Here is a 26,346-nt window from a genome sequence, read left to right on the forward strand (position 1 = left end):
CATGTCGACCACACCGCCGACCGAGCCCACCCCCGATCAGCCGACCGCGGCGCAGCCGACGGAGGCGTATCCCGCCCCCGAGCAGCCCACGCAGGCGTACGCGGCCCCGACCGCGCCGGCCTACACCCCACCGGCGTACCCGACACAGCCCACGCAGGCGTACGGCGCGCCAGAGCAGCCGACGCAGGCGTACCCGTACGCGCAGCCGACGGCGCCGTACGGTGTCGCGCCGCAGGCCACCGGGCCGGACACCCGTTCGAAGACGCTCGCGTGGACGGCACTGATCCTCGCGATCGTGGGCATCGTGCTGGCGCTCGTCGGGTTCGTCCCCGTCGCCATCCTGGGCGTGATCGCGGTGCTGATCGGCGGACTCGTGCTGTTGGCCGGGTTCGTCATCTCGATCGTCGCGCTCGTCGGCAAGCGTCACGGCGGCACGCCGCTGAGCATCACGGCCCTCGTGCTGTCGGTCGTCGGCACGGGCATCGCGATGGTCGCACTGACCATCTCGCTGGTGTTCACCGGCCTCTCGCTGGCCGGAACGTCCTCATCGACCGATGTCTTGCCCGACACGCAGACGAGCGACCCCGCGACCGATGACGGCACGACCGATGACGGAACGACCGGAGACGGCACGACGGATGCCGGGACGCTCTCGGCGGGCGAAGAGGCCTTCCTCGCCGAAGTACGCCCCGAGATCACCCAGTTGCTGATGGACATCGACCCGACGGTGAGCGCCGAGGACGTCGAGTCGGTCTTCCCCGATGACGCGCTGATCACCATCGGGCAGACGCTGCTGGTAACCGGTGACGCCGGCATCGATGCGATCGTCGATCAAACGCTGTCCACGGCAGGGGATGCCGTCGACGCCGAGCAGCTGCGGTCGCTGTACGAGGCGATCTACGCCGCCGCGGAGGCGCACCTGCAGTAAGGCCGGCGCGGGACCGCGTCGCGCGACGCGTAGCGTGGACGCATGAACGTCTCGCTCCGCACCGCCCGGCGCTCTCCGCTGTTGCAGGTCGCGAAGTCGGCGCTTGCGACGATCGCCGCATGGCTGATCGCCGGCTGGCTCATCCCGGGGCCGGCGCCCGTGTTCGCCGCGATCGCGGCACTGCTGACGGTGCAGCCGAGCATCAGCCAGTCCTTCGGTCGCGGCGTCGAGCGCACGATCGGCGTGATCGCGGGCGTCATCGTCGCCTCGGCGATCGCCATCGTGCTCGGCAACGGGTTCTGGGCGATCGCACTGGCGGTCGTGTGCGCGCTGCTGCTGGCGTGGGCGCTGCGCGCGACACCCGGCACCGCGAACCAGGTCGCGATCAGCGCGCTGCTCGTGCTCGCGCTCGGCACGGCGACGCCCGGATACGCGATCGATCGCATCCTCGAGACGGCGATCGGCGCCGCGATCGGACTGATCGTCAACGTCGCGCTCGTGCCGCCGCTCGCACTCGAGTCGGCGCGTGCGCGCGTCGCGACGCTCACCGAAGAGGCGGCCGCCGCCCTCGACCGGCTGGGCGCGGCGCTGACCACGCGGCAGGACCCGCAGGCTCTGCACGAGCTGCTGACACGCGCGCGTGCCGTGCGCGACACCGTCGCGGCGGCGCAGACGCCGCTCGCCGATGCCCGCGATTCGCTCGCGCTCAACCCACGCGGTAGGCGCCTCGCCACCGACGTCACGGCCCTCGAGGACGACGTGCAACGACTGTCTGCGATCGTCACACATCTCATCGGGATGACCCGAGCCTTCGTCGACGACTACGACGACACGATCGCGACCGACCCCGAAGCGATCGCCATCGCGGAGCAGCTGCGCCGCGCCGCGCACGACGTGCGGCTGGGTCTTCCCGCGGGCGACGGAGCACCCCTCGAGGAGCCGCCCGCGCTCACGCGGCCGCTCGAGGTCCTCACCGTGCCGACGTCGCACTGGGTGCTGATCGGCTCGCTGCTGATCGACTTGCGCCGCATCCACAGCGCCCTCGCCGCCTCCGACGAGAGCTGACGGTCCGCGGGACGGTCGGGGCGGCGCACCGTGTCAGACCCCGGCGGTCACGTCCTGTCGGATGATGCTCGGCCCCTCGCCGGTCGCCTCGACGACGAGTTGCGCCGGGAGCTGCTCCTTCATCGCTTCGACGTGACTGATGACGCCCACGGTGCGTCCGCCGGCGCGCAGCTCGTCGAGTGTGTGCATCGCCAGGTCGAGCGTCTCGGGGTCGAGCGAGCCGAAGCCCTCGTCGACGAAGAGCGTGTCGAGGCGGATGCCGCCCGCGCGCGAGGTCACGACTTCGCCGAGCCCCAGTGCGAGGGCAAGCGATGCGAGGAATGTCTCCCCGCCGGAGAGCGACTGCGGCGAACGGAGCTTTCCCGTATGGGCGTCGAGCACCTCGATACCGAGGCCCGAGGCGCGGCCGCGCGCGGCACGGGCATCCGAGTGGTGCAGCGTGTAGCGACCCGACGACATCTCGGACAGGCGCAGGTTCGCGGCGGCGACGATCTCTTCCAGCTCGGCGGCGAGGACGAACGTCTCGAGGTCCATCTTCATCGTGTTGGGTGCCCGCCCGGCCACCGTGTCGGCGAGGCGCGTGACGGCCTCGGCGTCTTCCGCGATGCCGGCGACCTCGGCGTATGCGTCGTCGACCTGTTCGGAGAGCTCGCGCAGCCGACCCGCCGCAAGCTGGGCGTCGCGTTCGGCGGCGATCGCCGCAGCGCGGGCACGGTCTGCCGACTCGACGGCCTCGGCGGAGGCCGCGAGTTCGTCGTCGGTGACGTCGTCGTCGGCGCCGGCGAGCTCGAGATCGAGATCGAGCAGGCGGGCGCGGGTCGCTCTCGCGTCGGCCTCGTACTCGGTGAGCTGCGCCTCGATCTCCGCCGTCTCGGCGGCGGGCAGCAGCGCAGCGCGCGCGACGGCGGCGTCGGCGATGCCTGCGGCGGTCAGTCGCGCGTCACGGTCGGCGACGGTGGCCGCAAGGGCGCGCTCGCTCTCGGCGAGGGCTGCTCTGGCCTCGAGCAGCGTGTGCGCGCGGGCACGTTCCGCGTCGCCGTCGGCGATGCGGGCGGCGACCGTCGGGAACGCTCCGCGCGCCGTCGTGATCGCGGACTCGGCCTGCGCGCGTTCGGTGACCGCTGCGGCGTGCGCGACGCGCGCGGCGTCACGACTCTCGCCGAGTTCGACGCGCTCGCGGGTGGCGGCCTCGACCCGCTCGTCGAGCCCGGCGCGCTGCGCGAGCAGGTCGTCAAGCCGCGCGAAAGCGGCGTCGGCCGCGACCGCCTCGGCGTGCGCCTGCGCATGGCGGGTCTCGAGGGTCGCGGCATCGTCGTCGCCGGCGCGGGCCCGTGCCGCGCTGAGCAGTTCGCGGACGTCGCGCGCGACGTCAGCCGCGGCCACGGCGGCGGCGTGCGCCGCGTCGCGGGTGCGTTCGGCGGCCGCAAGGTCGTCGTCGGTGACGGGTGCGTCAGTGGGCTCTGCAGGGTGCGGGTGCGCCGTCGCTCCGCAGACGGCGCACGGCTCGCCGTCGACGAGCGCCGCCGACAGCTCGCCCGCGTAGCCCGCGAGCCTGCGCTGCAGCAGCGCTGTCACAGCAGCGGCAGCTTCGGCGGACGCGACGTTCGCCGCCAGGTGCGCACGCTCGGCGTCGGCGGCCTGCGCGGCGAGCGCCTCGACCTCGTGGGCGGCGGCCTGCTGCGCCGCGATCGCCTCGACCAGACGGTGCAGGTCTTCGCGCCGCGCAGCAACCGTACGCGCCTGGGTGATGTCGGCGTCGAGCGCGTCACGCTGCTGCGGGATGAGCGCGAGCCGCTCGCCGAGCGTCGCGAGCGCCACATCGATTTCGGCGATCTCGGTGGCGTGCCCCTCGAGTCGTGCCGTCACGCCGGGCAGGCCCTGCTCGAGGGCGGCGGCATCCGTCCACCGCGCACGCGCGGCCGTCAACTCATCGATGCGCGCGGCAATGTCGACGGATGCCTCTCCCCCGGCATCCGTCCATGCGGACAGAGCCGCCGTGGCGGCGGTCGCCGCAGCGTCGCGGGCTGTGGCGGCGCGGTCGGCGCTCTCGAGCGGCGCGCGCAGCACCTCCGCGGCGCGCGCGGCGTGCAGCCGTGCGCGCTCGTGCACGACGTGCTCGGCACGCGATTCGAGCTCGGTCAGGCGTGCGGTCAGGGTCGCACGCTCGCGTGCGCTCTGTGCACGAGCGGTCAGTGCGGCGTGGTCCGCGACGGCGGCTGTCGAAGCCTCATCGGCGAGATCGCGCTGCATGGCGGCCTGCTCGACGCGATAGTCAGCGCGTGTCTGCGCCGCGACGAGCGCGTCGCGACGGCCGGCGGTGTCGGCGGCTGTTGCCGGGGTGTCGGCGGCTGTCGCCGGGGTGTCGGCGGCGACCAGCCGCTCGGCCAGCTCGAGCAGTGTGCGGGCGTGCTCCGACGCGGCATCCGTCTGCTTCTGCGCCGCACGGCGGCGCTCTTCGAGGGCATCGCGGTACTGCTCGAACCGGCGCGTGCCGAACAGCGTGCGCAGCAGCGTCTGCCGCTCGTCGCCCGGGGCGAGCAGGAACCGCGAGAACTTGTTCTGCGCGAGCAGGATGACCTGCTGGAACTGCTGCGCATTGAGCCCCAGTAGTTCGCTCAGCGCGATGCCGACCTCGCGGGGTTTCGCTGCGCGGGCGATCCATACGCCGTCGACGAGCTGTTCGAGCTCAGCGCGGGCGGGCGCCGTCGTGAACCCGCCGCCGCGCTTGGCGGGGCGGTCGTACTCGGGGGCCCGCGTGACGCGCCACCGGCTGTCACCGATCGTGAACTCGAGCCGCACTTCGGTGGGATCGGTGACGAAGCAGTGGTCGCTGCGCAACCGCTTCTCCGAACCGTCGTAGCGCGGCACCGTGCCGTAGAGGGCGAAGCTCACGCCGTCGAGGATGCTCGACTTGCCCGTGCCGGTGCGCCCCGAGATGAGGAAGACGCCATCGTCAGCGAACGCGTCGAAGTCGACCCGCTGCGTCTCGCGGAACGGACCGAATCCGGTCAGCTCGAGCGTGTGCAGTCTCATGCGTGCGCTCCGACCGGCGCGCTCGCGTCACGGCCTGCGCCGACGCGCTCGTCGCCGGCCGCGCGGGTCCGCTCGTCGAAGACGTCTCGCAGCAGCTCGGCCTCGCGCTCGGTTGCACCCTCACCCTCGCGCACGTGGACCAGGAACGCTTCGACGAGCTCGCGGTCGCTGCGCGCGGCGCGCACCCGCTGCACGTACGTACGGGCGTCTTCGCGCCGTGCCGCTGCGGGCGCGTGCACGACCTTGGCGCAGTACGGGAAGCGCGCCTGCAGGCGCCGCAGCGGATCGGCCTGCGGCAGCGTGTCGGTGTACTCGACACACACCCAGGCGTCTTCCGCATCGGCCAGTGCCGCGTCAGCGAGCAGGTCGTCGAAGTCGCCGCGCAGCGTCATCAGCCGCCGCGGCACCGGCAGGTCGAGCCACTGGGCGCCGGCGAAGCCCGCGGCATCCACCTCGACCAGCCACGACCCGCGCGGCTTGTCGCCCTCGCCGAAGCTGTAGTGCAGCGGCGCACCCGCGTAGCGCACGTGCGGCGAAAGCTGCTGCCGGCCGTGGATGTGCCCGAGCGCGATGTAGTCAACGCCGTCGAAGGCCGCGATCGGCACGACGTCGAGACCGCCCTGCTGGATGTCGCGCTCAAGGTGCGGCGTCGGCTCGACGCCCGCCGCGAAGCAGTGCGCGATCGCGACCGAGCGGGCGCCCCCGCCGTGAGCGCTCCGGGCTGCGAGGTCGGCGCGGACGAGGTCCATCGCGTGGGTCAGCACTCCCGCCTGCGAGCGTGCATCGGGCCACACGTGCCGCAGCAGCGCCGGCTCGAGGAAGGGGATGCCGTAGAAGTGCACGGGCCCGTGGGTGTCGGACACCGTCACCGGCGTGCCGACGGCGGCGGGGTCGGTGAGCACGTGGATGCCCTCGCGCAACAGCCCGGCCTGGAAGCCCAGGCGGGCCGCCGAGTCGTGGTTGCCGCTCGTGACGATGACCTGGGCTCCGGTGTCGGCGAGAGCACGCAGGGTGTCGGACAGCAGCGTGTAGCACGCGGCCGCGGGGGTGGCGGAGTCGAAGACATCCCCTGCGACGATCACGACGTCGACGTCGTGCTCGCGCACCTGCGCGGTCAGCTCACCGAGCACACCGCGCAGCGCATCGAGCGTGGAGTGACCGTGGAAGGTGCGCCCGATGTGCCAGTCGGAGGTGTGCAGGATTCGCATGTCACCCACGGTAGGTCGACCCTCCGACATCACCGCGGAGGCCTGCCGCGATCTGCGGGGTCAGCGCGTCTGGCGCTTGCGTGAGGCGAGGTCAGCGAGCCCGAGCGCGAATGCGATCAGCACGAAGATGCCGACCGAGACCATCCCGAACAGGTAGGCGTCGTGATAGACGCCGATGCCGTGGGTACCGGCATCCTCATCGCGGTAGATCGCCGCGTAGAACAGCGACAGGGCGACGGCCGTGCCGATCGCGGTGCCGATGCGCTGCCCGAGCTGGCCGACCGAACCGGCGAGGCCGCCCGATCGCGTCGGGATCTCGGCGAGGGTCAGCGTCTGGTTCGGCGCCACGACGAACCCGGCGCCGACGCCGGCGATGAGCATGACCGCGGCCATCGCGTACGCGACGACCTCTTCGGGCACGGTGTACGCGACGATCGCGAGCGCGATCACCGTGACCAGCACGACGCCGAGTCCCCAGACGACCAGCGGCCGCCCGAGCCGGCCCACCAGGTTGCCGCCGTACCAGGCGCTGACGGCGCTCGCCAGCGCGAAGCCGATCGACACCATCCCGGCGAAGACGGGTTCGAGCCCGACGCCCAGCTGCAGAAACAGCGTCGTCAGCAGGAACAGCGCGGGGATCGCGGTGAAGTACGTCGCGGCGATCAGCGTGCCATTGCGGAACGAAGCGATCGTGAACAGGCTGAACGGCACGAGCGGCGCCTTGCCGGTCGCCGCGTACCGCCGCTCCCACCAGACGAACGCCGCCGCGAACACGACGAACAGCACGAGCGTCCACCAGCGGCGCGGATCGTCGTCGGGCGACCCGGTCGTGAACAGGAACGGCCACATCAGCGTGATGATCATGACGGCGAACAGCAGCAGTCCGATCGGGTCGAGCTGCACCTTGCCCGCCGAGCGCTTGCGGGTGCGCGGCAGCAGGAAGATGACGCCGGCGAGCACGGCCAGGCACAGCGGCACGTTGATCCAGAAGATCCAGCGCCAGCCGTCCTGCGCGCCACCGAGGGCGATCATGAGTCCACCGAGCGTCGGACCGAACGCCGTCGCGATGCCGATCGTCGCGCCGAACAGGCCGAACGCCCGCCCCCGCTCTTTGCCGACGAAGATCTGCTGGATCGTGCCGATCACCTGCGGCATCTGGATGCCCGCCGCGAGGCCCTGCAACAGGCGCCCGACCAGCAGGACCTCGATCGTCGGCGCGAGGGCGCAGACGATGCTCGTGACGGTGAACAGGCTGAGCCCGATGATGAACAGCGTCTTGCGCGAGCGCTGATCGCCGAGCCGCCCGAACGGCACGAGCGCCAGCCCGAACAGCAGGACGTACCCCGACACGACGATCTGCAGTTCAGTGGATGCCGCGCCCAGCGCTTCCTCGATCGAGGGCAGGGCGACATTGACCTTGCTGAGGTCGAGGATCGTGAGCGCCGCCACCGAGACACAGACCCAGAACGCGCGCCAGCGCTGTCCGTGGTCGAGGGTGATGCTGGCTGTCGCGGGAGATGTCATCACTCTCAGGCTATGCCCGCGCAGCCTTCTTCTCCGCCTGGAACGCGCGCAGGGCCTCGTAGCGGTCGGCGGATCTCGCGCGGGCTTTCTCGGCCTCTTCGTCGCGGTTCTTCGGCGGCACCGCCGCCACGAGGTCGTCCAGCAGGTGCTGCGTCGCGTGCGCGATCTCGGCGACGGCACGGTCGAACACCTCTTGATTGGCCTTCGACGGCTTCGTGGTCCCCGCGATCTTGCGGACGTATTGCAGGGCCGCGGCGTGGACTTCGTCGCTCGTCGCAGCCGGCTCGAAGTTATGCAGCGTGTGGATGTTCCGGCACATGCCCACACGGTACGCGCGGGTGGGGACCTCCGCCAGGCGTCAGCTCGCGCGGCGCGGTGCGAGCAGGTCGCCGTGACCGGGGTTCGCGTCGAACCAGTCGGCGACGTACCAACACACGGGGCTCACGCTGCGGTCGCCGCGCTGCTCGATGTCGGCGACGGCGCGGGCGACGATCTCGCCGGCGTAGCCGTGGCCGCGAAACGACGGGATCGTGTAGGCGCGGGTGAGGGCGATCGTGCGCCCGTCGTCGCGGTAGTCGAGCACGCTCACGAGGTCGTCACCTGCGAACAGGGTGTAGCGCGAGGCATCCTTCTCATCGGCGAACGTGAACGCGGTCATCCCTCCACGCTACGCCCGGATCACGGGGTGAAAGGCGGCATCGGCGCCGACCGAGCACTCTGTCACATTCCGTCATCTTGTTGCGCCGGAAATCTGGCAGTTTGACACATGGTGACGCAGTTCGTCATAATCGGCGCATGACTGACAACGCACGCACTCTGTCCGCCCGGGAGGCGAACGGACTTGCCGGCATCATGATGCCGCGCGTTGCCATGTGCTGTCGAATGTGTATCTGACGGTCATCCCCGCCGGGTCTGCCCCCGCTTCTGAACGCGGAGCGCGCTGACCCCCGAGCCACCGGACATCTCCGCGCACAATGCGGATGACGGATGCCTCGCACACCGGCCGCCGTGCGGCCGATCATCGCAACACAGTCTGAACCCGCTGGCCTCAGCCCGGGCTCCTCCCCTGAAGGACATCCTCATGTCGACCACCGCTCTTCTCGCCCGCACCGCCACTACGACCGCTCCGGCTCGCCACCTGCGCGCCGTCGACGACACCGCGATCGCCGCGCCCGTGGCATCCGCCCCGGCAGCGCCGGCCGCTCCGGCGACCGGCAGCATCCCCGTCGGCACGGCGCCGCGCGGGTTCGCCCTGTACGTCGGCATCGACGAGGCCAAGGCCGCCGCCGACGGCGTCTCGCTGTCGACGCTCGTGACGGCCCTGCGCCAGACGCTCGCCCAGCTCGCCCCCGGTGCCGAGAGCTACGCGACCGTCGCGCTCGCTCCCGCCGGCGCCGGAGGTCGCGACGTCGACGTCGTGCGTCTCGCGCTGCACGAGCCGAGCGCCGTCGCCCGCACCAAGGCCGAGACGCCCGACGATGACCACGTGCCCGGTGGCGTCACGATCGACATCTCGCGCCGCCGCGTGCACATCGACGGTGAGGCCTCCGCGCTGACCTTCAAGGAGTTCGAGCTGCTGCAGTACCTCGTGCTGCGCGAGGGCCGCACGATCGAGCGCACCGAGCTGGTCTCGTCGCTGTGGAGCCACGCCGACGGCGACGAGGTGCCCGGCGAGCGCACGATCGACGTGCACGTGCGTCGCCTGCGCTCCAAGCTCGGCCGCTACGAAGACATCGTGCGCACCGTGCGCGGCATCGGCTACCGCTTCGACCGGCACGCCGACGTCGTCATCCGCTTCGGCCACGGCACGCCTTCGCCCGACCGCTTCTGACGCGCCGCGCTCACGCCGCTGTGTCGGCGCGAGCGCGTAAGGTGACGGCATGACGACGGGACTGCGCGGGCGGATGCCACAGACGCGCGACCCGGCGTCCACCGTGCCGCTCACCCGCGACCCGCGGCCCGCCACCGAGCGCCCGATCGAGACCGAGTATCGCCCGCGAACACCCGTCGACACGCATCGCGCGATCGCGGTGCAGCAGCGCGGCGCGCACGATCCGGCCCAGCTGCAGCACGGCGGCGTCATCTGGCGCGCGAGCCGCACGCCCGCGGGGGTCGCGACCCTCGCGGTCCGCGTCGAGCGCACGCGCATCCGCGCCGCGGCGTGGGGGCCGGGCGCCGAGTGGGCGCTCGACCAGCTGCCCCACCTGTGCGGCGCCGACGACGATCCGACCGGGTTCGATCCGCGCCACCACGCCCTCATCGCCGACGCGCACCGACGCCACCCCGACCTGCGCCTGGGCCGCACCGACCTCGTCTTCGACGCGCTCGCGAGCGCGATCTTCGAGCAGAAGGTGACGGGCCTGCAGGCCTTCGGTGCGTGGCGCATGATCCTCACCTGGTGCGGCGAGCGCGCGCCCGGCCCGACGCCGCGGCCGATGTTCGCGCCGCCCGCCGAGTGGGCGAAGATCCCGAGCTGGACGTGGCACCGCGCGGGGCTCGAACCGCCACAGTCGCGCACGATCGTCGCGGCCGCCGCGCGCCGCGTGTCGATCGAGCGCGCCGTGGCATCCGCCTGCAACGGCGCAGAACGCGACGCCGTCTTCACGAGCCTGCCCGGCGTGGGCGCGTGGACGAGCGCCGAGGCCCGCATCCGCGCGTTCGGCGATGCGGATGCCGTCAGTGTCGGCGACTACCACCTCGCCCACCAGGTCGGCTACGCCCTCACGGGGCACCGCACGGATGACGACGGCATGCTCGCACTGCTCGAGCCGTGGCGCGGCCACCGGCAGCGGGTGATCCGCCTGATCGGCCTGAGCGGCGCCCTCGAACCGCGCCGCGGACCGCGCCTCGCGCCGGAAGATCACCGCGACCGCTGAACGCGCGGAACGCCGACTGAACCGCGCACGGGGCCCCTTGCGGCAACCCGCGGCGCGACCGAGACTGTGCGCATGGCACTCTCACTCAACCCCTACATCAGCCTGCGCGGCACCGCGCGCGATGCCCTCGAGTTCTACCGCTCCGTGCTCGGCGGCACGGTCGAGATCAGCGAGTTCGCCGCGTTCCCCGGTCAGGGGATCCCCGACGACGAGCAGTCCCTCGTCATGCACGGCCAACTCACGACCGACGACGGTTTCGTGCTGATGGTCTCCGACACCCCCAGCACGATGGACTACGAAGCACCCGCCGGCTTCTCGGTATCGATCAGCGGCGAGGATGCCGCGAAGCTCGAGGGCTTCTGGAACGGCCTGGCCGACGGCGGCACGGTCGTCATGCCGTACGAGACGCCGCCGTGGGGTGGGCGTTTCGGCATGCTGAAGGACCGGTTTGGCATCGACTGGATGGTCGCACTGAACGCGGGGTGACCGCACGCCGTCTCAGGCAACCCGTCAGAAGTAGACCGCGAGCGGCCCGTTCGGGCCGCTCACGACCTGCACGGGCGTCTCGAACACGCGCGTGAGCACGTCGTCGGTGAGGATCTCGGCGGGAGTCCCGAACTCGACGACCTCTCCCGCCTTCACGGCGCAGATGCGGTCGGCGTAGTGCCCCGCGAAGTTGATGTCGTGGAGGACGATCACGATCGTCTTGCCGAGCTCGTCGGCGGCGCGGCGCAGCATCTTCATCATCTGCACGGCGTGCTTCATGTCGAGGTTGTTGAGCGGTTCGTCCAGCAGCAGGTACTCGGTGTCCTGTGCGAGCACCATCGCGACGTAAGCGCGCTGGCGCTGCCCACCCGACAGCTGGTCGAGGTAGCGACCCTCGAGCGCCGTGAGATCGAGGAAGTCGATCGCGCGCGTGATGTGCTCCTCATCGACCGCCGTGAGCCGGCCCTTCGAGTACGGGAACCGGCCGAACCCGACGAGCTGGCGCACCGTGAGGCGCGTGATGAAGTGGTTCTCCTGCCGCAGGATCGACACGACCCTCGCGAGGTCCTTCGAGCGCGTGTGCGCGACGTCGAGCCCCGCGATCTCGATCACACCCTCGTCGATGTCGAGCAGGCGCCCGATCATCGTCAGCAGGGTCGACTTTCCGGCGCCGTTGGGTCCGACCAGCGTCGTGATGCCGTGCGCGGGGATCTGAAGCGTGACCGGTCCGATCGCGACGTCGGTGCTGTAGCTCTTGCGCACGTCGGTGAGGGAGATCACAGGCGGCCCTTTCTGAGGATGACGAACAGGAACACGGTGCCGCCGACCATCTCGATGATGATCGACACGACGCCCTGCGCCGAGAAGATGTTGCGCATCACGAAGTACGCGCCGCTCAGGACGACGAAGCCCGTGAGCACCGCGACGGGGAAGATGAGTCGGTGCTCGTGCGTGTCGGCGAACTGGTAGGCGAGCGTCGCGACGAGGAAGCCCAGGAACGTCATCGGCCCGACGAGCGCGGTCGAGACGGCCATCAGGATCGACACCATCGTGAGCACGAGCATGGTCTCGCGGCGGTGGGCGACGCCGAGGTTCACGCTCGCGTCACGACCGAGGGCCAGCACGTCGAGCGTGCGGGCGCGCGCCCACAGCACGCCGCCCGCGACGAGCACGAGCGGGATGGCGACCGGCAGGTACGAGGCATCCGCATTCGACACGTTGCCGAACAGGCGCGCGGCCAGCACGTCGAACTCGCTCGGGGTGAGCAGACGCTGCATGAAGGCCGATACCGAGCCGAGCCCGCCGCCGATGACGATGCCGACCAGCAGCATGATCTGCAGGTTGCCGTATCTGCCCGACAGCAGCCAGCCGTACAGGACGAGTGCGAACCCCACCATGAGCGCGATCTGCAGCAGGAACTGCGGCACCCCCTGGATCGCGACGACGCCCGCGACGCCGAGGAGGTAGACGGCCGAGGTCTGCACCGCGACGTAGAGCGACTCGAAGCCCATGATCGACGGCGTGATGATGCGGTTGTTCGTCGCGGTCTGGAAGCTGACCGTCGCGATCGCCTGCGCGAACGCGACGACGAGCATGACCACGACGTTCGTCGTACGCAGGTTCGCGATGCGCCAGAATCCGTCGCTGCCGACGGGCATCGGGTTGTCCCACGCGAGCAGCCCGAACGCGAAGCCGACGGCGAGGATGATGAGGATCGCGAGGACGATGATGTAGCGGCGGCGGGTGCGCGGCGACGCGGCGACAGCGTGACGATCGGATGCCAGGACGAGCTCAGCCACGGCGACGCTGCCTGAACAGCAGGGCGACGAAGACGACCGACCCGACGATCCCGAGGATGAGCGAGACCGGCACCTCGAAGGGCGCGATGATCGTGCGCCCGACGAGGTCGCAGACGGTGACCAGTGCGATGCCGAGCAGGCACACCCACGGCAGGTTGCTGCGCAGGTCGTCACCGCGGACGAGCGAGACGATGTTCGGCACGATGAGGCCGACGAACGGCAGGTTGCCGACGACGACCGTGACGACCCCGGTCGCGACGGCGATCAGGCCTGTGCCGAGCAGGATGATGCGGTTGTAGTCGAGGCCGACGTTGGTCGCGATCTCCTCACCCAGCCCCGCGACGGTGAACCTGTCGGCGACGATGAAGATGGCGATGCCGACGAGTGCGACGAGCCACAAGAACTCGTACTGGCCGCGCATGACCGAGGTGAAACTCCCCGCGAACCACACCCCGAGGCTCTGCAGCATGTCGGTCTGCAGCGCGACGAAGGTCGTCACCGAGCCCACGACGGCGCCCAGCATGATGCCGATGATGGGGACGATCAGCGATGAACGCAGCGAGACGCGGCGCAGGAACAGGAAGAAGATCATCGTCCCGACGAAGGCCGCGATGATCGCGCCGCCCATCCGGGCGACGATGCTCGCGCCGGGGAAGAGCACCATGACGGTGATCAGGCCGAGGCCGGCCCACTCCGTCGTGCCCGTCGTCGTCGGCTCGACGAAACGGTTCTGCGTGAGCAGTTGCATGACCAGGCCCGCCATCGCCATCGCGCCGCCCGCGAGCACGAGCGCGATCGTGCGCGGGACGCGCGTGATCGCGAACATGTCGATCGCGCCGTCGCCGCCGAAGATGTCGTACGCGCCCGTGAAGAGCGACACGGCAAGCAGGGCTGCGACGACGAGGATGCCGATGATCAGGCGGACGTCGAACAGCCGTCCCCGTGCGCGCACGGGGACGGCTGCGACGGCAGCGTCTGCGCTCAGGACGCCGACTCCAGCGCGTCGGCGAACGCGTTCAGGAACTCCGTGTAGGTCTGGATGCCCTCGTTCGTGTACGTGTCGGCGGGCATGTAGATGATGTTGCCTGCCGTGACGGCGGTGACGCCCGCGAGCGCCTCGGAGTTCTCCAGGATGTCGGCGGCCGGCTGGTACGCCGGGTCGTCGGCGGCCACGGCGGCATCCCGGTCCATCACGAGGATCCAGTCGGGGTTGGACTGTGCGATCGCCTCGACCGAGATGTCGTCGCCCTGGTGGTCGTCGGTGCCGTCGGCGACCTCAAGAGCCGGGGTGAGACCCGCGAAGTCGAACACGGGGCCGAGCGTGCGGCCGACCGTCGGGGCGATGTAGCCGATCTCGCCACCGGAGGTGTTGACGGCCATGACGGTCTGGCCCTGGTCGTAGGCGGCGATGACGCGGGCGATCGCCGCGTCGAAGTCGCTCGTGAGTTTCTCGGCCTCGGCCTGCTTGCCGAACACCTCGCCCAGGGTCGTGACCTGACGCTTGAGCTCGCTGGCGAAGTCCTCGCCGTCGCGCGGATCGAGCACGAGGATCGTGGCGTCCGGCACGAGGGCCGCGATGTCGTCCTGGAACTGCGTGAAGCGCTGACCGTTGATGATGAGGTCGGGGTCTGCCGCGACGATCGCCTCGAGGTCGGGCTCGTTGTGGGTGCCGATGTCGACGATCGAGGCATCCTGCGTGTACGCGATCGTTTCGGGCATGAGCGAGACGGCCGCCGCCGACAGCTCGATGCCCCAGTCGGACAGCGTCTGGAACGTGCGGTTGTCGAGCGCGACGACCGAGACCGGCGTCGTGATCGTGTGCTCGCCGTTGTTGTCGGTGACCGTGACGGTCGCCGCGACCGAGGTCGTCTGCTCGGCAGCCGGTGCCTCCGTCGCGCAGCCGGCAAGGCCGAGGGTCGCCGCCAGAGCGAGCGAGGTGAGGGTCAGGGGTCGTGTCATTCGCATGCGATATCTCTCCTGGTTGGGTGCCCGCTTAGGTTAGCCTTACCTGTGTGAGCTACGTCAAATCGGCATCCGAATCCACCCCCTCCTTCCGGCTGGAGCGACAGGGGCTCGACCTGCGCTTCCGTCAGGTGCGCCTCGCGCAGCGTCAATGGCTGACGCCCGGCTACGTGCGCATCCGGCTCGAGGGTGCCGACCTGCGCGGCTTCGTCTCGCTCGGCTCAGACGATCACCTGCGCATCTTCTTCCCCGACGGCCCCGTCTTCAGCCTCGACGAGCTGCGCGCGGCGCCCAGTCGCGAGTACACGCCGCTCGCGTGGGACGCAGACGAAGGCTGGCTCGACCTCGAGTTCGCGATCCATGGAGAGCCCGACGGCCAGTCACAGGGCGTGGCCGCGCCGTGGGCCGCGACTGCGGAGATCGGCGCGGTCGCGGGCATCGGCGGCCCGCGCGGCTCGATGGTGCTCACCGGCCGTCCCGACGCGTGGTTGCTCGCGGGCGACGAGACCGCTGTGCCCGCGATGCGCCGCTTCGCGCACCTGATGGATGCCTCATCCGTCGGCCGCGTCTTCGTGGAGGTGCCCGACGCCGAGCACGAGCTGCCGATCGAGACTCCCCCGGGCGTCACGGTCGAGCAGGTGCACCGGGGTGACGCCCCGGCCGGCACCGCGCTGGCCGCGCGCCTGGATGCGCTCACCGCGGCGGACCGCCCCGCGGGCTCGGTGTTCGGCTTCGTCGCGGCGGAGCAGGCGATCGTGCGGCACGGCCGCGCTCTGCTGCTCGAGCGCTGGGAGGTGCCCGCCGACCAGACCGTCGTGAAGGGCTACTGGAAGCGCGATGAGAGCGAGTACCACGCGCCGCATTGAGTCGTTCACGGGACGTTCCCCAGCGGGGGTATGGCCGGTGTCGGGCCCCCGGGTTACATTCGCGGCATGGCTGATGAGGCATCCGCACTGACCGCCTACGCGTTCCACGCGCAGCCGGGCACCGAAGGCTGGCACGTGCTGTACGGCGGTGCCCAGACGATCTTTCCGACGGGTTCGTTCGCCGTGGGGGCGGCGCTCGTGGGCCGCATCATCGAGGTGACGGCCCCGCTCGGCCGCGAACCCGACATCGACCTGCGCCCCGACGTGGTCGCAGTGGTCACCGCGGCCGACCGCCGCGGACGCTTGACGACGACGGATGCCGAGGTCGCGCGCCGCGTCTCGGCGGCGGCGGCCGAACTGGGCCTGCACCCCGACCCCGAGCGCCTGCACGCCGTGCAGATCGGCGTCGCCGAGGCGGGCGTCGACACGAGCGCGTTCTGGCTCGCGGTGCTCGGGTATGAAGAGGTCGGGGACGTCCTCGCCGATCCGCTGCGGCGCTGGCCCCGGCTGTGGCACGACGAGATCGCCGAACCGGGCCGCGGGCGCACCCACCTCGACGTCGCGGTGCCGAACGCGCTCGCGACGGCGCGCGTCGAGGCGATGCTGGGCGCCGGCGGGCGCCTCGCCGAGCGCTCGAGCCCGCCGGACTGGTGGACGCTCGCCTCACCCGACAATCACGGCATCGACATCGCCGCCTGGGGCGATGTCGCGGGAGGTCCCGATGAGTGAATCGATGACCGCGCGGGACTTCCACGCGCACAGCGGCGTCGGCGCGTGGCGCGTGCTGTTCACGGGCGCGCACGCCCACTGGCGCACCGACTCGCTCACCCAAGGCGGCGCGTTCGTCGCCGCGATCGCCGATGCCGTCGCCGATCTCGACCGCGCGCCCGACATCGACCTGCGCCCGCGCAGCGTCGTCGTGCGCACCTCGGCGCCCGAGTTCGCGCTCGACGAGGTCGACGTCGAGATCGCGCAGCGTGTCTCGGCCGCCGCGGCGGCGCTGGGGCTCACGTCCGACCCGTCGGCGCTCAAGGTCATCAACATCAACGTCGCCCGCACGCCCGGCACCGATGTGCGCCCGTTCTGGAGCGCGGCGCTCGGCTATGACGACCTGTGGGATTCCGACGCCGTCGACCCGAACGGGCGCGGGCCGCAGCTCGCCTTCAACGACATCGACCGCCCCGGTCGCGGGCGCACCCACATCGACGTGTCGGTTCCGGCCGAGGTCGGCGCGGCGATCGTGGAGCGTGCCGTCGCGGCCGGCGGCCGCCTCGTCGATGAGCGTCCCGGGCTGTGGTGGACGCTCGCGTCACCCGAGAATCACGGCGTCGACATCGCGATCTGGCCCGACCTCACGAGCTGAGCGTCACATCTCCTCGTGGGTGTCGGGGTCGCCGTCCCACAGGCGGCCACGCTCGAGGCCCGAGATCGCGCTGACCTCGGCATCCGTCAGTGTGAACCCGAAGATGTCGGCGTTCTCGACCTGACGTCCCGAGTCGGCCGACTTCGGGATCGGCGTCGAGCCCAGCTGCGTGTGCCAGCGCAGAACGGCCTGCGTCGGGGTCACTCCGTGGGCGGCTGCCACCTGCTCGATGACCGGCTCGGCGAGCAGCTCACCGCGGCGGCCCAGGGGGCTCCAGCTCTCGGTGCGGATGCCGTGCTGGGTGTGGAACGCGCGCAGGTCGCCCTGCGGGAAGTACGGGTGCAGCTCGACCTGGTTGACGGCGGGGGTGACGCCCGTCTCGTCGATGAGGCGGGTGAGCATCGCCTCGGTGAAGTTCGAGACGCCGACCGACCCGACTTTGCCGTCCTTCTGCAGGTCGATCATCGCCTGGAACGTGTCGACGTAGCGGTTCACGCTGGGGTTCGGCCAGTGGATGAGGTACAGGTCGATGCGGTCGAGGCCGAGCCGTTCGAGCGACGCGTGTGCGCTCTGCATCGTCTCGTCGTAGCCGTGCTCACGGCCGGGGACCTTTGTCGTGACGATGAGCTGATCGCGGATGCCGCTGCGGCGCACCGCCTCGCCCACTTCGGGCTCGTTCTGGTAGTTGACCGCCGAGTCGAGCAGTCGGTAGCCGTTCTCGATCGCCGAGACGATCGCGGCGGTGCCGTCTTCGCCGCGGAGCTTGAAAGTGCCGAACCCGAGCTCGGGGAAGGCGGTGCCGTCGTTGAGGGTGACCGTGGGAATCATGACCATGCCTCCACGCTACGCCTCCTACTCAGTCGTCGAGCAGGCCTTTGATCACCGAGATCACGCCGGCGTCGGCGTGGGAGGGCGCGCGGTGGCGCGCGACGGCGACCACGTCGGGGTGGGCCTCGGCCATCGCGTACGACCAGTCCGCCGCCTGCAGCAGCTCGATGTCGTTGAGGTAGTCGCCGAAGGCGGCCGTCTGCGCGCGGGTGACCCCGAGCGCCGCCTGCAGATTGCGCAGGGCGACGCCTTTGTTGACGGTCGCGTTCATGATGTCGACCCAGTGCTGGCCCGACACGACGACCTGGTGGGTGGCACGCACATCGGCGAACGCGGGGGCGGTGTGCGCCTCGCCGCCGTCGAAGTCGTAGATCGCGAGCTTGAGGATCTGATCGTCGACCGCGAGCAGGTCGGGCACCCGCTGCAACTTGGCGTAGTACTTGTCGACCTCGGCGACGAACTCGGCGTCGTCGGTCTCGATGTAAGCCGACGTCTTGCCGCACACGACGATGCCCGCCCGCAGCGAGCCCGCCGCGACGAAGTCGCGCAGACGCGAGACGACGGATGCCGCGAAGGCTGGCTCCAGGGCATCCGAACTCACCTCGACGTCGCCCCGCACGACGTACGCGCCGTTCTCGGCGATGTAGTCGAGCTCGTCGTCGACGCCCGCGAACGTCGCCTGCAAGGTCGCGAGCTGCCGGCCGCTCGCGGGTGCGAAGGCGATGCCGCGCTCGCGCAGGCGCTGCAGCAGCGGCCAGAGCGAGTCGGGGACGGTGCCGTCCGGCAGCAGCAGGGTCCCGTCCATGTCGACGGCGATCAGGCGGATGTCGGGGGCTGTCACCCCTCCATCCTCGCGCCGACCGGGGGATATCCCGAATCGGGATTGTCGGGCTGGCTCCCCTGCGCCGGCCCGCACCCCGCACCTACCGTAGAAGCCATGACCACAGCAGTCCTGCCTGACAGCCCCGCCCCGGCGCGTGCCTCCGGCGCCGTCCGCTTCGCCCGACATCTCGGCGCGCTCGCCCAGCTCGCCGCCGTCGGCGTCATCGGTTCGGCCATCTTCGGCGTCCTGGTGACCTTCCTCAGCCTGGGCGTGAGCCTGCTGCTCGTGATCGGCATCGGCGCCCTCTTCCTGATCGCGTTCGTGTACCTCATGTGGGCGACCGCCTGGCTCGAGTACGAGCGGGTCGAGGGCCTCTACGCGTACGGTCTGCCCGCCCTGCGGCTGCGGCGCAGCGGCCGCCCCGGATTCGGTGGATGGCTGCGCACTCTGTGGCAGCAGTTCATCGACGGCCCGATGTGGCGCGGCATCGCCTCGGCGTCGATCGCGACGATCCTGGGGCTCGTCACGCTGTCACTCGTCGGCACCCTTGTTTCGAGTCTCGTCCTCCCCTTCGCGCCGCTGCTCGGCGGCGACACCGTCCGCATTCCCACGACCGGCATCTTCGTATCCAGTGACTGGGCGATCCTCGTCGGCATCCTCGGCATCGTCGTCTCGATCGCGCTGCTGGTCGGCATCGTCCTGCTGCACGCCATGCTGACCCGTGCAATCCTCGTGCCCAGCCGCGAGTCGGTTCTTCTCGAGCAGGCCCGCACGGCCGGCACACAGCGGGCCAGCGCCGTCCGCGCCGGCGAGGTCGAGCGCACGCGCATCGAACGCGACCTGCACGACGGCGTACAGCCGCGCCTCGTCTCGGTCGGCATGACCCTGGGCCTGGCCCAGCAGAAGATCGACAGCGATCCCACCGCCGCGAAGGCGCTCATCGACGAGGCGCACACCTCCACGAAGGCCGCGATCACCGAGCTGCGCCAGCTCGCTCGGGGCATCCATGCGTCGGTCCTCGACGATCGGGGGCTGGATGCCGCGCTGAGCGCGCTGGCCGCCCGGTCGCACGTGCCCGTGCAACTCGATGTGCGGTTGCCGGATGCCTCGGCGGGCCGGTGCAGCCGCACGGCCGAGGCCGCCGCGTACTTCGCGATCGCTGAGTCTCTCACCAACGCCGCGAAGCACTCGCGGGCCAGTGAGACCCGCGTGACGGTGCGCCTGCGCGAAGACGAGTCCGTCGGCGGACGCCCGACCCTCTGGGCCCGCGTCGAAGACAACGGCATCGGCGGGGCGCGCATCCTTCCCGGTGGCGGCCTCGACGGCATCACCAACCGCATCACGGCGGCGGGCGGCACGAGCCGCCTCGACAGCCCCGCCGGCGGCCCGACCGCTCTGGAGGTGAGCATCCCGTGCGCATCCTGATCTGCGAAGACTCCGCACTGCTGCGCGAAGGGCTCGTCCGCCTGCTCGAAGACGCCGGACACACCGTCGTCGCGGCCCTCGTCGACGCCACCGAGCTCGCCGACACGGTCGCCCGGACCGACCCCGAGCTGTGCATCCTCGACGTGCGGCTGCCCCCGACGTTCACCGACGAAGGCATCCGCGCCGCCCTCGCCCTGCGGGCGACGCATCCGGCCCTTCCCGTCCTCGTGCTCAGCCAGTACGTCGAAGAGCGCTACGCGAGCGATCTCATCACGGGTCACTCGGCCGCCCTCGGCTACCTGCTGAAAGACCGGGTCGCCGACATCCGCGACTTCCTCGACGCCGTCGAGCGCATCGGGGCCGGAGCGACCGTACTCGACCCCGAGGTCGTCGCCCAGCTGCTGACGCGCCGCGCCCGCGACACCCGCATGGAGCGGCTCACCGACCGTGAGCGCACCGTCCTCGCGCTCATCGCCGAAGGCAAGAGCAACCAGGCGATCGCGCAGGCCCTCTTCGTCACCGAAGCCAGCGTCGAGAAGCACATCACGTCGCTCTTCCAGAAGCTCGACCTCGAGCAGGACGAGAGCGGCAACCGCCGCGTGCTCGCCGTGCTCGTCCACCTCGAACACGGCCAGAACCCCGCCGACGGCGCACCCCAGAACGGAGCACACTCGTGAGCACCACTTTGACTCCCCCGCCGCTGCCTCCCGCGCCCGGCGAGGGATACCCGTACGCCCCACAGCCCCCGCAGCCACCGGCGGGCCCCCGCTCCTCGGCCCGCGTCGTCGCGATCCTCGCGATCGCCTTCGGCTCGGTCCTCGTCGTCGGGGCCGTCTTCAGCGGCGTCTTCTCGGCCGTGCGCGCCGCGTCGCAGCACACCGAGACGTTGACGATGACGGCGGATGCCACGGGCATCCGCGACCTCGACATCGACGTGGCCGCCGCCGAGCTCACGATCGTGTTCGAGGGTGACACCGTCAGCCTCGACGTGAAGGGCAACCCCGCCGACTGGCGGCTGGACCGCGACGGCGACAGCCTGAGCGTCCACACCGACCGTGGCTGGTGGGGCGGATGGCGCCTGTTCGACAACGGCGACATCGCTGTGCTCACATTGCCGGCGACGCTGGAGAACGTCGCACTCGACGCCGATCTGTCCCTCAGCGCCGGTATCGTGCGTGCGGACGGTCGCTACGGAGCCCTCGACGTGAATCTGAGCGCCGGATCGATCGAGGTCGGCGGCAGCGCCGACACGTTGCAGGCCGACGTCTCAGCGGGCCGGTTCGTGTTCGATCTCGATGGCGTCACGGATGCCGACCTGCGGCTCAGCGCCGGCGCGATCACCGGCGAGATCGCCGGCGCCGCACCCGACGATGTGACGATCGACGTCAGCGCGGGCCGGGTGGAACTGACCCTGCCGGACGAGCCGTACGTCGTCACGAGCAACGTCTCGGCGGGCGAGTTCGAGAACCTGCTGCGCGGGGACTCCACCTCGGATCACCGGGTGGATGTCTCGGTGTCGGCGGGGTTCGCGAGAGTGGGTTCCTGATCGATTCCTATGCGGCGGTTATGGACTCCGCGAAACACCCGGATCCCGTTACCGCTTCGTTATACAGTCGTCTCAACGCGAAAGCCTGACTCCCCCGGTCAGGAACCGCGCAGCAGATCTCCTCATCTGCGATTTCTCTGGTGCAACGGGATGACAGGGCCGGTCGGCGATACGCCGACCGGCCCTTCTGTCACACTCCACCTGGTCGTTTTGCGAGGCTGTGGACATGTCGCCGAAACCGCTCGCGCGCTAGCGTGGGTGCGTGACCACCCCGATCGATGCCACCACCACTCCCGCCTGGGGCGAACTGACCGCCCTGAAGTCTGCGCTGGTCCCCGACCTGCGCGCCTGGTTCCGCGACGACCCCGAGCGTGTGCAGCGGTTCAGCTTCGAGCTGGCCGACCTGCACGTCGACCTGTCGAAGAACCTCATCGACGACGAGATCGTCGCAGCTCTCGTGCGCCTGGCCGAGCAGACGGGCGTCGCCGAGCACTATGCCGCGATGCTGCGCGGTGACCACATCAACACGACGGAAGACCGCGCCGTCCTACACACCGCGCTGCGCCGCCCCGCGGGCGCGAGCCCCGCGCTCGTCGTCGACGGGCAGGACGTCGACGCCGACGTGCAGGGCGTGCTCGACGCGATGGGCGCTTTCGCCGATCGCGTGCGCAGCGGCGACTGGCGCGGCGTGACCGGCGAGAAGGTCACCCACATCGTCAACATCGGCATCGGCGGATCCGACCTCGGCCCCGCGATGATCTCGGCGGCGCTCGAGCCCTTCGGCGGCGACATCGAGGCGCGCTTCGTCTCGAACATCGACCCGTTCGACCTCGCGCACAAGACCAAAGACCTCGACCCCGCCACGACGCTGTTCATCGTGGCATCCAAGACGTTCACGACCCTCGAGACCCTCACCAACGCACGCCTCGCGCGCGACTGGCTGTGGGCGGGTCTGCAGGCATCCGGCGCGATCGACTCTTCCGAAGCGCAGAAGACGGATGCCGTGGCGCACCACTTCGTCGCCGTGTCGACTGCCCTCGACAAGGTCGCCGCCTTCGGCATCGACCCCACCAACGCGTTCGGGTTCTGGGACTGGGTCGGCGGCCGCTACTCGGTCGACTCGGCGATCGGCCTGTCGCTCGCGATCGAGTTCGGCCCGGAGGCCTTCCGCGACCTGCTCGCCGGTTTCCACGCGGTCGACGAGCACGTGGCATCCACACCGCTCGCGCAGAACGTGCCGGTGCTCATGGGTCTGCTCAACGTCTGGTACTCGAACTTCCTCGGCGCGCAGTCGCACGCCGTGCTGCCGTACGCGCAGCAGCTGTCGCGCTTCGCGGCCTACCTGCAGCAGCTCACGATGGAGTCCAACGGCAAGTCGGTGCGCTGGGACGGGTCGCCCGTCACGACCGAGACCGGCGAGGTCTTCTGGGGTGAGCCCGGCACCAACGGACAGCACGCCTTCTACCAGCTGATCCACCAGGGCACGCGGCTGATCCCGGCCGACTTCATCGCGTTCGTGAACCCGGCCTACCCGCTGGCAGAAGACGGTCGCGATGTGCACGGGCTGTTCCTGGCGAACTTCCTCGCGCAGACCAAGGCGCTCGCGTTCGGCAAGACGGCCGAAGAGGTCGAGGCCGAAGGCACGACCGGCGCGCTCGTCGCGGCGCGGACCTTCCCCGGAAACCGCCCCACGACGTCGATCTTCGCTCCGGCGCTGACCCCGAAGGTGCTCGGCGAGCTCATCGCGCTGTACGAGCACCTCACGTTCACGCAGGGCGTGATCTGGGGCATCAACTCGTTCGACCAGTGGGGTGTCGAGCTCGGCAAGCAGCTCGCGCTGCAGATCGCACCCGCGGTCGAGGGCGACGCCGCCGCCTACGACGCGCAGGACGCCTCGACCCGCGCGCTGCTGGACTACTACCGCGCCCACCGCGCGTAGGGCCGCGGGCCGCGCCGCGGCATCCGCACCGCGCGTAGGTCCGCGGCTCGCGCCGCGGCATCCGCCCTCGACCGGCGTGGTTTCTCGATGATCGCCGACGGCCCTGCCGTTCGCGTCAGCCGGCGCTGCGGGTGTGCAGCCGCTCGCCGTCGGGGTTGAAGATGCTGACGATCTCGGCGGGCCCCGGCCCCGTCGCGCTGATCGAGTGCGGCGTGCGCGTGTCGAACTCGGCTGCCTCGCCGGTCTCGAGCACGAGCTCGCTCTCACCGAGCACGAGCCGCACGCGCCCGCTCAGCACGTAGAACCACTCGAAGCCGTCGTGCACGCGCGGTGCCGGCGCCTCGTCGACAGCCGGATAGGTCACCTTGTAGGTCTGCACGGGCGAGTCCTCGCGCGTCAGCGGCGCGACGACGTGGCCGTGCCGCCGCGTCGGGGCGCGGCGGACGCGCGGATCCGCGGGCGGGGCGACGAGGTCGTCGATGCGGATGCCGAGCATCCGCGTCAGCGGGACGAGCAGCTCCAGGCTCGCCTGGCGCTTGCCGGCCTCGAGCCGCGACAGCGTGCTCGCCGAGATGCCGGCGCGGCTCGCGAGATCGTCGAGCGTCCATCCCTTCGCCTGCCGCGCGGCACGCAGCCGCGGCCCCACACGCTGCGTGTCCGTCATGGCGACATGTTGCCATTTCCGCAAGTACGTTTGCAATACGACGACCGGTCAGGCGATGCTGTCGGCATGACTGACCGCACATGGGACGCCGTCGTGATCGGCGGAGCAGTCGCGGGCCTGAGCGCCGCGCAGATGCTGGGGCGCGCGCGGCGCCGCACGCTCGTGATCGACGCGGGCGCGCCCCGCAACAGGTTCGCCGCGCACATGCACGGCGTCCTCGGCCACGAGGGCGTCGATCCTGCCGAGCTCCTCGCGCGCGGCCGCACCGAGGCATCCGCGTACGGTGTCGCGATCGAGAGCGGGACGGTGACCGTCATCGACGACCTGGGCGATCACCTGCGCCTCACCCGGGCCGACGGCACGATCGACCTCGCGCGCGCAGTGGTGCTGGCCGCCGGCGTCGCCGACGAGCTCCCCGATGTCCCGGGCCTCGCGGATCGCTGGGGCCGCGACGTGCTGCACTGCCCGTACTGTCACGGCTTCGAGGTCGCCGGGCGACGCCTCGGCGTGCTGGCGACATCCCCCGCGAGCATCCACCAGATCGAGATCGTCCGGCAGTGGAGCGACGACTTGACGGCCTTCACGTCGGCCGCCGAGCCGCTGCCCGACGAGGTCCGCGCGCGACTGACTGCGCGGGGCATCCGCATCGTCGCCACCCCCATCGCCTCCGTCGACGTCGCGGACGACGCGCTCGTCGCGGTCGTCACAGCGGACGGCGGCCGGCACGCGGTCGACGCACTGTTCACCGCACCGACGCCGCGCATCGCCCTGGACTTCGCCGGCGGACTCGACCTCGCCCGCACGGATGGACCCGGGTCACCTCTCGCGGTCGACGCGACCGGCGCGACGAGTCACCCGCGCGTATGGGCGGCCGGCAACCTGGTGGCGCCTTACGGAAACGTTCCGCTGTCGATGGGATCGGGGTCGATGGCCGGCGCCGGCGCGAGCGCGGGGCTGGTCGCCGAGGATGCCGCGCACGCGGTCGCCCAACGCCGCGCCGCCCGCAACGCGCACTGGGAGGAGCGGTACGCCGACAGCGACCGCGTCTGGTCGGGCCAGGTCAACGCCACGACCGCCGCCGTCGTCGAGACGCTTCCCCCGGGTACGGCGCTCGAGATCGGCTGTGGAGAGGGGGCGGACGCCGTGTGGCTCGCCGAACACGGCTGGACCGTCACCGCGGTGGATGTGTCCGCCTCGGCGATCGCCCGGGCCGCCGGCGCAGCCGCCGAGCGCGGTCTCGAGATCGACTTCCGCACCGCCGACGCCGTCGGGGATCTGCCGGCGGGCGCGTTCGACCTCGTGGTCTCGAGCTTCCTGCACTCGTGGGAGTCGGACTTCCCCCGCATCGCGATCCTGCGAGATGCCCTCGCGCGGGTCGCGCCCGGCGGACGCCTCCTCGCTGTCTCGCATGCCGCGCCCCCGCCGTGGGCGCGGGAGCTGCCCGCGCACCTGCCGCCGATGCGGACGCCCGCCGAGGAGCTCGCGTTGCTCGACCTCGACCCCGAGGAATGGTCCGTCGAGCGGGCCGAGCTGCGACGACGCGAGGCGCGCGACCTCGACGGCAATCCCGCGCACCTCGACGACGGCGTCCTGCTGCTGCGCCGGTTGGGCTGACCCCGGCCGCTGCCACCGTTTTCCCGACGGATGCCGCGGCGTAGGGTGACCGCATGGACGGCTTCGCAGCGGTCGACTTCGAGTTCGCGCGGCAGGTGCTGCAGCGGGGCATCGCCGCTCTGTTCCTCGTCGCGTTCGTCTCGAGCCTGAACCAGTTCCGGCCCCTTCTCGGCGAGCGCGGACTGCTGCCGGCGCCGGAGCCGCTCGCGTGGGCGGCCGCGAACCCGTCGCGCGCGAAGCTGCTGCGCCCGACGCTGTTCCGCCGGATCCGCTACACCGACCGGCGGCTCGTCGCGCTGTGCGTCGCCGGGATCGTCGTCGCGGCGCTGCTCGTCGCCGGCATCCCTCAGCTCGGCCCGCTGTACAACTGAGCGTCGCGCCGCCGATCCCGAACGCA

At 71.0% G+C, this 26,346-nt stretch carries 25 protein-coding genes and 1 pseudogene; 14 read left to right on the top strand and 12 right to left on the bottom strand.

The window, feature by feature from the left end; all coding sequences use genetic code 11:
* Position 1: 1 nt before the first annotated feature.
* Together BGO46_RS12210 and BGO46_RS12215 are read left to right on the top strand one after the other, a co-directional pair.
* Positions 2-928 carry a DUF308 domain-containing protein gene (locus tag BGO46_RS12210; protein ID WP_292676784.1) on the top strand — a complete coding sequence of 309 codons (927 nt, stop codon included), beginning with the start codon at positions 2-4 and terminating at the stop codon, positions 926-928.
* Between the two features lie 42 nt (positions 929-970).
* Positions 971-1,993 carry an FUSC family protein gene (locus BGO46_RS12215; RefSeq protein WP_292676782.1) on the top strand — a complete coding sequence of 341 codons (1,023 nt, stop codon included), beginning with the start codon at positions 971-973 and terminating at the stop codon, positions 1,991-1,993.
* Between the two features lie 33 nt (positions 1,994-2,026).
* Here the strand turns inward: BGO46_RS12215 and BGO46_RS12220 are convergent, their stop codons facing one another.
* From BGO46_RS12220 to BGO46_RS12240, 5 genes are read right to left on the bottom strand one after another with little or no spacing between them, the layout of a single operon-like run.
* Positions 2,027-5,026: an SMC family ATPase gene (locus BGO46_RS12220; RefSeq protein ID WP_292676780.1), complete on the bottom strand. Its 3,000-nt coding sequence runs from the start codon at positions 5,024-5,026 to the stop codon at positions 2,027-2,029.
* A complete protein-coding gene (locus BGO46_RS12225; protein ID WP_292676778.1) occupies positions 5,023-6,234 on the bottom strand; it encodes an exonuclease SbcCD subunit D C-terminal domain-containing protein in 1,212 nt (403 codons plus the stop codon). The genes BGO46_RS12220 and BGO46_RS12225 overlap by 4 nt, the downstream gene beginning before the upstream one ends.
* 60 nt (positions 6,235-6,294) lie before the next feature.
* Entirely contained in the window at positions 6,295-7,758 is a 1,464-nt protein-coding gene (locus BGO46_RS12230) for an MFS transporter (protein WP_292676776.1), read from the bottom strand.
* A gap of 10 nt (positions 7,759-7,768) precedes the next feature.
* On the bottom strand, positions 7,769-8,077 hold the full coding sequence (locus tag BGO46_RS12235) for a DUF2277 domain-containing protein (RefSeq protein ID WP_292676774.1): 309 nt from the start codon (positions 8,075-8,077) through the stop codon (positions 7,769-7,771).
* 39 nt (positions 8,078-8,116) lie between these two features.
* A complete protein-coding gene (locus BGO46_RS12240) occupies positions 8,117-8,416 on the bottom strand; it encodes a GNAT family N-acetyltransferase (RefSeq protein ID WP_292676772.1) in 300 nt (99 codons plus the stop codon).
* 423 nt (positions 8,417-8,839) lie between these two features.
* Between BGO46_RS12240 and BGO46_RS12245 the strand changes: the two genes are divergently transcribed.
* The 3 genes from BGO46_RS12245 to BGO46_RS12255 all read left to right on the top strand — a co-directional run bounded on the left by BGO46_RS12245 (position 8,840) and on the right by BGO46_RS12255 (position 11,120).
* On the top strand, positions 8,840-9,589 hold the full coding sequence (locus tag BGO46_RS12245; RefSeq protein ID WP_292676770.1) for a winged helix-turn-helix domain-containing protein: 750 nt from the start codon (positions 8,840-8,842) through the stop codon (positions 9,587-9,589).
* Between the two features lie 49 nt (positions 9,590-9,638).
* A complete protein-coding gene (locus tag BGO46_RS12250; RefSeq protein ID WP_292676768.1) occupies positions 9,639-10,634 on the top strand; it encodes a DNA-3-methyladenine glycosylase 2 family protein in 996 nt (331 codons plus the stop codon).
* Positions 10,635-10,706: 72 nt separating this feature from the next.
* Positions 10,707-11,120, top strand: a complete 414-nt coding sequence (locus BGO46_RS12255; RefSeq protein ID WP_292676766.1) for a VOC family protein — start codon at positions 10,707-10,709, stop codon at positions 11,118-11,120.
* Between the two features lie 24 nt (positions 11,121-11,144).
* On the opposite strand, the gene BGO46_RS12260 is transcribed toward BGO46_RS12255, so the two are convergent.
* From BGO46_RS12260 to BGO46_RS12275, 4 genes are read right to left on the bottom strand one after another with little or no spacing between them, the layout of a single operon-like run.
* A complete protein-coding gene (locus BGO46_RS12260; RefSeq protein ID WP_292676764.1) occupies positions 11,145-11,900 on the bottom strand; it encodes an ATP-binding cassette domain-containing protein in 756 nt (251 codons plus the stop codon).
* Positions 11,897-12,919 carry an iron chelate uptake ABC transporter family permease subunit gene (locus BGO46_RS12265; protein ID WP_292676763.1) on the bottom strand — a complete coding sequence of 341 codons (1,023 nt, stop codon included), beginning with the start codon at positions 12,917-12,919 and terminating at the stop codon, positions 11,897-11,899. Before BGO46_RS12265 ends, BGO46_RS12260 begins: the two co-directional genes overlap by 4 nt.
* Positions 12,912-13,871, bottom strand: a complete 960-nt coding sequence (locus BGO46_RS12270) for an iron chelate uptake ABC transporter family permease subunit (protein ID WP_292676761.1) — start codon at positions 13,869-13,871, stop codon at positions 12,912-12,914. Before BGO46_RS12270 ends, BGO46_RS12265 begins: the two co-directional genes overlap by 8 nt.
* A 29-nt stretch (positions 13,872-13,900) precedes the next feature.
* Positions 13,901-14,884, bottom strand: a complete 984-nt coding sequence (locus BGO46_RS12275) for an ABC transporter substrate-binding protein (RefSeq protein WP_292676759.1) — start codon at positions 14,882-14,884, stop codon at positions 13,901-13,903.
* Between the two features lie 47 nt (positions 14,885-14,931).
* On the opposite strand from BGO46_RS12275, the gene BGO46_RS12280 reads away from it, so the two are divergent.
* The 3 genes from BGO46_RS12280 to BGO46_RS12290 all read left to right on the top strand — a co-directional run bounded on the left by BGO46_RS12280 (position 14,932) and on the right by BGO46_RS12290 (position 17,110).
* Positions 14,932-15,747, top strand: coding sequence for a siderophore-interacting protein (locus BGO46_RS12280; protein ID WP_292676757.1), 816 nt, complete (start codon positions 14,932-14,934; stop codon positions 15,745-15,747).
* A gap of 66 nt (positions 15,748-15,813) precedes the next feature.
* Positions 15,814-16,476: a VOC family protein gene (locus BGO46_RS12285; RefSeq protein WP_292676755.1), complete on the top strand. Its 663-nt coding sequence runs from the start codon at positions 15,814-15,816 to the stop codon at positions 16,474-16,476.
* A 4-nt stretch (positions 16,477-16,480) separates the two neighbouring features.
* A complete protein-coding gene (locus BGO46_RS12290; protein ID WP_292676753.1) occupies positions 16,481-17,110 on the top strand; it encodes a VOC family protein in 630 nt (209 codons plus the stop codon).
* Between the two features lie 3 nt (positions 17,111-17,113).
* On the opposite strand, the gene BGO46_RS12295 is transcribed toward BGO46_RS12290, so the two are convergent.
* Together BGO46_RS12295 and BGO46_RS12300 are read right to left on the bottom strand one after the other, a co-directional pair.
* Positions 17,114-17,944: an aldo/keto reductase gene (locus BGO46_RS12295; protein ID WP_292676751.1), complete on the bottom strand. Its 831-nt coding sequence runs from the start codon at positions 17,942-17,944 to the stop codon at positions 17,114-17,116.
* A gap of 22 nt (positions 17,945-17,966) precedes the next feature.
* Complete coding sequence (locus BGO46_RS12300) at positions 17,967-18,779, bottom strand: Cof-type HAD-IIB family hydrolase (protein ID WP_292676749.1); 813 nt, start codon at positions 18,777-18,779, stop codon at positions 17,967-17,969.
* A gap of 96 nt (positions 18,780-18,875) precedes the next feature.
* Between BGO46_RS12300 and BGO46_RS12305 the strand changes: the two genes are divergently transcribed.
* The 4 genes from BGO46_RS12305 (at position 18,876) to pgi (ending at position 23,671) form a co-directional block, all read left to right on the top strand.
* Positions 18,876-20,186 (top strand): histidine kinase, encoded by a 1,311-nt coding sequence (locus tag BGO46_RS12305; RefSeq protein ID WP_292676747.1) that lies wholly within the window; start codon positions 18,876-18,878, stop codon positions 20,184-20,186.
* Complete coding sequence (locus BGO46_RS12310) at positions 20,174-20,863, top strand: response regulator transcription factor (RefSeq protein ID WP_292676745.1); 690 nt, start codon at positions 20,174-20,176, stop codon at positions 20,861-20,863. Before BGO46_RS12305 ends, BGO46_RS12310 begins: the two co-directional genes overlap by 13 nt.
* On the top strand, positions 20,860-21,732 hold the full coding sequence (locus BGO46_RS12315; protein WP_292676743.1) for a hypothetical protein: 873 nt from the start codon (positions 20,860-20,862) through the stop codon (positions 21,730-21,732). Before BGO46_RS12310 ends, BGO46_RS12315 begins: the two co-directional genes overlap by 4 nt.
* Positions 21,733-21,994: 262 nt before the next feature.
* On the top strand, positions 21,995-23,671 hold the full coding sequence (pgi, locus tag BGO46_RS12320) for a glucose-6-phosphate isomerase (RefSeq protein ID WP_298045193.1): 1,677 nt from the start codon (positions 21,995-21,997) through the stop codon (positions 23,669-23,671).
* Between the two features lie 115 nt (positions 23,672-23,786).
* Here the strand turns inward: pgi and BGO46_RS12325 are convergent, their stop codons facing one another.
* Positions 23,787-24,335, bottom strand: a complete 549-nt coding sequence (locus BGO46_RS12325) for an XRE family transcriptional regulator (RefSeq protein WP_292676740.1) — start codon at positions 24,333-24,335, stop codon at positions 23,787-23,789.
* Positions 24,336-24,401: 66 nt separating this feature from the next.
* Here BGO46_RS12325 and BGO46_RS12330 point away from each other — a divergent pair, with 66 nt between their 5' ends.
* Complete coding sequence (locus tag BGO46_RS12330) at positions 24,402-25,949, top strand: methyltransferase domain-containing protein (protein ID WP_292676738.1); 1,548 nt, start codon at positions 24,402-24,404, stop codon at positions 25,947-25,949.
* A 53-nt stretch (positions 25,950-26,002) separates the two neighbouring features.
* A pseudogene (locus BGO46_RS12335) lies at positions 26,003-26,308 on the top strand (lipase maturation factor family protein); the annotation flags it as partial.
* Positions 26,309-26,346 lie beyond the last annotated feature (38 nt).

It is taken from the genome of Microbacterium sp. 70-16, assembly GCF_001898315.1.
Classification (GTDB): Bacteria; Actinomycetota; Actinomycetes; order Actinomycetales; family Microbacteriaceae; genus Microbacterium.

Excerpts from the sequence above, each read along its gene's own strand:
- BGO46_RS12245 (WP_292676770.1), top strand. The coding sequence starts at position 8,840 with ATGTCGACCACCGCTCTTCTCGCCCGCACCGCCACTACGACCGCTCCG.
- BGO46_RS12295 (WP_292676751.1), bottom strand. The coding sequence starts at position 17,944 with ATGGTCATGATTCCCACGGTCACCCTCAACGACGGCACCGCCTTCCCC.
- BGO46_RS12215 (WP_292676782.1), top strand. The coding sequence starts at position 971 with ATGAACGTCTCGCTCCGCACCGCCCGGCGCTCTCCGCTGTTGCAGGTC.
- BGO46_RS12325 (WP_292676740.1), bottom strand. The coding sequence starts at position 24,335 with ATGACGGACACGCAGCGTGTGGGGCCGCGGCTGCGTGCCGCGCGGCAG.
- BGO46_RS12230 (WP_292676776.1), bottom strand. The coding sequence starts at position 7,758 with ATGACATCTCCCGCGACAGCCAGCATCACCCTCGACCACGGACAGCGC.
- BGO46_RS12225 (WP_292676778.1), bottom strand. The coding sequence starts at position 6,234 with ATGCGAATCCTGCACACCTCCGACTGGCACATCGGGCGCACCTTCCAC.
- BGO46_RS12210 (WP_292676784.1), top strand. The coding sequence starts at position 2 with ATGTCGACCACACCGCCGACCGAGCCCACCCCCGATCAGCCGACCGCG.
- BGO46_RS12330 (WP_292676738.1), top strand. The coding sequence starts at position 24,402 with ATGACTGACCGCACATGGGACGCCGTCGTGATCGGCGGAGCAGTCGCG.
- BGO46_RS12285 (WP_292676755.1), top strand. The coding sequence starts at position 15,814 with ATGGCTGATGAGGCATCCGCACTGACCGCCTACGCGTTCCACGCGCAG.
- BGO46_RS12255 (WP_292676766.1), top strand. The coding sequence starts at position 10,707 with ATGGCACTCTCACTCAACCCCTACATCAGCCTGCGCGGCACCGCGCGC.
- BGO46_RS12220 (WP_292676780.1), bottom strand. The coding sequence starts at position 5,026 with ATGAGACTGCACACGCTCGAGCTGACCGGATTCGGTCCGTTCCGCGAG.
- BGO46_RS12290 (WP_292676753.1), top strand. The coding sequence starts at position 16,481 with ATGACCGCGCGGGACTTCCACGCGCACAGCGGCGTCGGCGCGTGGCGC.
- BGO46_RS12275 (WP_292676759.1), bottom strand. The coding sequence starts at position 14,884 with ATGCGAATGACACGACCCCTGACCCTCACCTCGCTCGCTCTGGCGGCG.
- BGO46_RS12305 (WP_292676747.1), top strand. The coding sequence starts at position 18,876 with ATGACCACAGCAGTCCTGCCTGACAGCCCCGCCCCGGCGCGTGCCTCC.
- BGO46_RS12240 (WP_292676772.1), bottom strand. The coding sequence starts at position 8,416 with ATGACCGCGTTCACGTTCGCCGATGAGAAGGATGCCTCGCGCTACACC.
- BGO46_RS12235 (WP_292676774.1), bottom strand. The coding sequence starts at position 8,077 with ATGTGCCGGAACATCCACACGCTGCATAACTTCGAGCCGGCTGCGACG.
- BGO46_RS12250 (WP_292676768.1), top strand. The coding sequence starts at position 9,639 with ATGACGACGGGACTGCGCGGGCGGATGCCACAGACGCGCGACCCGGCG.